Raw genomic sequence first — 4,532 nt, forward strand, 5'->3', positions numbered from 1 at the left:
TCAATATACGAAATCGGATTTCCATTCACATACGCATAGCGATTCATGGTCAGTCCAGCATCAATACTCTTTCATATATTAATTTTGATAAACTGAAAAAGAAAAAGAAACATGAAATGGCTGTTAGTCATTTCATGTTTCTTTTGTATAGCTTTATTTATAATTATCTTAAATTAGCTGGATGACCATTTGCATCTAAGATGCCCAGTACTTTTTTATCTCGATCCGATACAATTAACGTGTAGTCTTCAAAAGTAAACGTACTTGGTGGCAGATCAACTGTCACTCTCCATGCTGGTCGAAGATCATCAAAATCTCGATCCTCTTCATTAATTCCAAACGTATAGGCTTCATCAAAAAACAAATTTTTAATTTGTTCATTCACAGTTCCATCCATCTTTTTTTCTTGAAGATACTTTTTAGCAATTGCTATTGCTTCTTCTGGTTTTAATACAGTTTCTACAGTAATTTCTTCGACCCTACGATGATGTCTTGGAAAATTCCGATCTACTTCTTCAAGTATTTTCTTTAACTCTTCTTTAGTTCTATTATATCTTCTCAATTTATTCACCTTCTAATTATTATATTTTGAACGTAATCTATCAATGTATTCTTTTGAATGATTAATTGATGGTGTATCAAATAAATTTTCATTTTGCATCACTCTCGAAAATACATATTCTTCCCGTTCTAATCGATTAAGATTCATATAAGCTTCTTTTCCTATCGCTAACCATTGCTCTGCATGATATCCTTCATGATACAAATTAAGCTTGGGTTTTTCTTGATCCATATTTCCCCGCTACCATAATCAAAGCCTGCTTCAAGCTCACCTCGAAGTACTTTTCCTTTCTTATCTACTTTGACATTAATTCCATATTGACCCCAGTATTGTTTAAACTGTCTAATTTCTTTTGTAAGAGCCAATGTTTCTTTTCTACTATTTTGTAACCTTTGTACATTTCTATAATCTATGCTCTCATTTAAAACTTCATCAGCACTATTTTTTTTGCTAAATTTACGAATAAGCCAACTATCACCATCAATAGCACTCTTAGTTGCTGTCTTCCCAACAACTTTCCCGCCAGGGACAAAGCTAACTAATGTACCTACTCCAGTCGCAACTCGGTCTCCTACAGAAAGTTCTTGACCTGTCACATAATCTGTTCCTGTAAAGACTTCCTGTACACTTTTTACCGTTCCAAAAATAGAAACAGCATCTGCTAAGAAACTGCCACTCAGAACATCTCGGTTAATAGAGCGTTTGATTTCAAAACTTGATAGTACTTTTATACACTTAGAGATTACTAAAAACATTACAGTCGTAAGTATAGATGATTTTTTTAATATATTAGGATGCTGTTCTTTATCTAATTCCGTATATAGTAATAGCTCGTTTAAGTTAACTTAAGGCAATAAAAAAAGCTTTGACGGGCTTAAGCCTATCAAAGCTTCTTTTTTAAGATTCAAATGTCATTTTATCTAGAAAAATCCCATTTTCCTTAATCACACACCTTGCTAGTCTTTGAACTGCTCTATCGAAGTAAAACTGATTTGAATGATTTACGTTATCAATCGGTTCCAATTCAGAGAACATTCTGGTTTCTTTATTTAATTGAATTTTCCCCATTATATTTTCATTAGGACCAAATCTGTAAATTACAATCAGCTCATCTTCATACTCTTTAAAAAGTAAAACAAAAGCTCCCATCTAGTAATCACCTCTAATCTATTTCCCATGGACGACCTGATTTAACAGCAGCATCATGAGCAGTTTCATAATCAGTCTTAAATATACCTTCAAATCTTGACTCAAATAATTCATGATTCAATAAATCAATATCTTTTTTAGTATAATTTCCTTGTTGTAATCTAATCCAAGCCTGAGCAATCTCATAATCTGAATGAAATCTTCTATACCCACGAAATAAGGGTAATAAAAACAAGTCAATTATGGTTTCACCTCCCCATAATTGACTTGTTAAAGTAAAGAAACAACATTATTGGGTTATAAAATTTGGAGCTAGTTGTTCCCCTGTAACATAGTTGACTCTATTGTAAAATAATTTATTATATTTTATATCAAAAATTTATACTTTGTAATACAAAAGAGAAAAATTATATTTACACATCAATATAACTATTCTTTATATAACTCACTTTATTTTATCTTACAAGACTTATTTGTATGCTCTTTTTTTGAATTTAAAATAATAGCAAAATGATTATTATCTGAAAATTTATAATTGATATAAAATAAAAGATAAAAAAGAAACTTCGAAAAGTATGCTCTCTTCGAAGTTTGATATAGTGTATTCAGTTTGTCTTTTTTAAATCTTTTTGAGCTAAATCAATCGCTATGATTAGTTTAATTTGGTTGATTCTACTTAATCCTCGTTTATATTCTGATACTGGCATAGAGGACATAATCGGCATCGTATCTTGATTTACTTTATCTAATTCAATATCTACAACTATAGAATCATTTATTAAAATTTTATAAAAATCTTCTCCTTGTTCAGGTATCCAATGAAGAATATATGCTGTTAACATATTAGAAAAGTTTTTCCGAATTACTGTAAGCAATTTTCTTTCTTCTTCATCTTCAAATAAAGACTTATGAGATTTTATTAATTGCTCTCTTATATCTTGCTCAGTTTGACTATTAATAAGTTTCAAATTCAGTTCTCCTTTAATTTATTTTATGATCCCTGGTGATACTGTAATTAGGTTTCCACTCTTATCAGTTAAAATAGTTATTGTTGAGGTCGGTTGAAAATCATTAAATTTGTCTGTACCAATTGCTTTGTCTAAATTAACTTCTCTAACATAACGATCACCTTTGTTACTATATAATGCTCTAGTAATGAGAACATTCACTACACTTTTATCCGAAAGTATAGAACGAAGTTCTTCCGGTGAGATTGTAAATTGTGATTTATTCTTACTTGAAAAATGTTCTTCTAAAACATGATTAAATCCATCGTTACTAATATTTATTCTTGATTGAACAATAGGTGGCATCCCAGGAACTTTTTTTATATTTCCAGCAAATAACTGCAAATTAACTTTTAGTGGTAACTTACTCGCTACTTGCTTTGTTTCCTTCTTCCCAAACTGCTTAACAACCCAACTACCTGCATCAATTGCCGCTTCGGTTCCATATTTACCGACATATTTTGTGCCCGGAATTGGAATCAAGCCCGTTAATGAACCAATCCCATTGGCGACTCGGTCAGCTACAGACAATTGTTCACCTGTAATGTAATTGACGCCCGTAATCGTTTCTTGGAACCCTTTTACCATTCCCAAAATAGGAACGGCATCGGCTCCATAGCTCAATCCTGTCGTTACCCAAGAATCTCCATCCGCACTCAGTCCAAATGGATCAATGTACGAGATTGGATTCTCATTCAAATACGCATAGCAATTCATCGTTAGTCGTCGATACTTGCACTCAAGACATCTCGATTTGCGAAATTTTTAATATTTAAATTATAGGATCTTGCTTATAAACATTATAAAATAGTTTATTACATTCTTTATTAAAAATTTATACTTTGTGTGTAATCCATTTAACAAAAAAATATAAACTGTAAAATATACAGCTTATATTTTAAAACCATTTTATCTTTTTTACAATAACTCTCTAATGAATTAGAACAATCTAAGTTTCAAATTAATTGAAATCCATATCCTCTTTGATGGTTTGTTTCTAGATAATTTATTTACCAATATCATTTTTCTTAAAATCCATCATAATTCTAAAATCATTATTAGGACAAAAAATACCAGGATGTTTACCACTATTTACATCATTAAAGATAAGAGTACATCCACATTTAGGACACTCGACCTTTTCTCCGTTTATCGCTCTAGCAATTATAGAGTTTATATCATTAAGAGATTTTCTTTTAAATTCATTTTCCATACGTAATCCTCCTCATTATTGATACGGAAGTTCCGGGTATAGATTTTCGACATTTTTTATAATCCTTCTAATTTCTCCTATGCTTAAACTTGGGTTAAGATGTTTGGCTTCTCTAATATGAGCTATTACTTCTTCTCTCTGAGTATAGACAGAAGTATTTAGCATATTATGAGTAACTTCATGAATTATAATTTGAGCAGTTTTCTTTTTCGACTGAGTATTTTGTACATAAATAATAGATCTATAATCTTCTATAGCTAGTCCATAAAGTCCATTTTGTTTACTGTAATCTAAATCTATTCTAATACTATTATTTCTAATAATGTCTAAGGTTTCTAATCCAATTTCAGATTTTTTGAGTTCGCGATACAAATTTTTAGGAGAAATTCTCTGACCATTTTTAGCAAAATCATTTTTAAATAAATCTGATGGTCTAGCTAAACGTACTTGTTTTGAAAACTTACCAATAAGCCAGCTACCGCCATCAATAACACCTTTAGTCGCTGTCTTTCCAACGACTTTCCCGCCAGATACAAAGCTAACTAATGTACCTACCCCAGTCGCAACTCGGTCTCCTACAGAAAGTTCTTGACCTGTAACA

At 31.0% G+C, this 4,532-nt stretch carries 7 protein-coding genes and 1 pseudogene; all 8 read right to left on the minus strand.

Annotation, left to right across the window (positions count from 1 at the left end):
* Positions 1-163: 163 nt before the first annotated feature.
* On the minus strand, positions 164-571 hold the full coding sequence (locus tag PTI45_RS19960) for a hypothetical protein (protein ID WP_371748109.1): 408 nt from the start codon (positions 569-571) through the stop codon (positions 164-166).
* A 3-nt stretch (positions 572-574) separates the two neighbouring features.
* Positions 575-1,317: pseudogene (locus tag PTI45_RS24505) on the minus strand (zincin-like metallopeptidase toxin domain-containing protein).
* Between the two features lie 142 nt (positions 1,318-1,459).
* Positions 1,460-1,711, minus strand: a complete 252-nt coding sequence (locus PTI45_RS19970; protein WP_069329348.1) for a hypothetical protein — start codon at positions 1,709-1,711, stop codon at positions 1,460-1,462.
* Between the two features lie 13 nt (positions 1,712-1,724).
* The gene (locus PTI45_RS19975; RefSeq protein WP_245703520.1) at positions 1,725-1,946 is read right to left on the minus strand and encodes a hypothetical protein; all 222 of its coding nucleotides are present in this window, start codon (positions 1,944-1,946) and stop codon (positions 1,725-1,727) included.
* 370 nt (positions 1,947-2,316) lie between these two features.
* Entirely contained in the window at positions 2,317-2,679 is a 363-nt protein-coding gene (locus tag PTI45_RS19980; protein ID WP_069329350.1) for a hypothetical protein, read from the minus strand.
* An 18-nt stretch (positions 2,680-2,697) separates the two neighbouring features.
* Positions 2,698-3,417, minus strand: a complete 720-nt coding sequence (locus PTI45_RS23800; protein WP_175425233.1) for a pre-toxin TG domain-containing protein — start codon at positions 3,415-3,417, stop codon at positions 2,698-2,700.
* 307 nt (positions 3,418-3,724) lie between these two features.
* Positions 3,725-3,931 carry a hypothetical protein gene (locus tag PTI45_RS19990; RefSeq protein WP_069329351.1) on the minus strand — a complete coding sequence of 69 codons (207 nt, stop codon included), beginning with the start codon at positions 3,929-3,931 and terminating at the stop codon, positions 3,725-3,727.
* Positions 3,932-3,946: 15 nt separating this feature from the next.
* On the minus strand, positions 3,947-4,532 hold a 586-nt coding region (locus PTI45_RS24260), incomplete at its 5' end, for a hypothetical protein (protein WP_175425234.1).

The sequence above is a fragment of the Paenibacillus nuruki genome, assembly GCF_001721045.1.
Lineage (GTDB): Bacteria > Bacillota > Bacilli > Paenibacillales > Paenibacillaceae > Saccharibacillus > Saccharibacillus nuruki.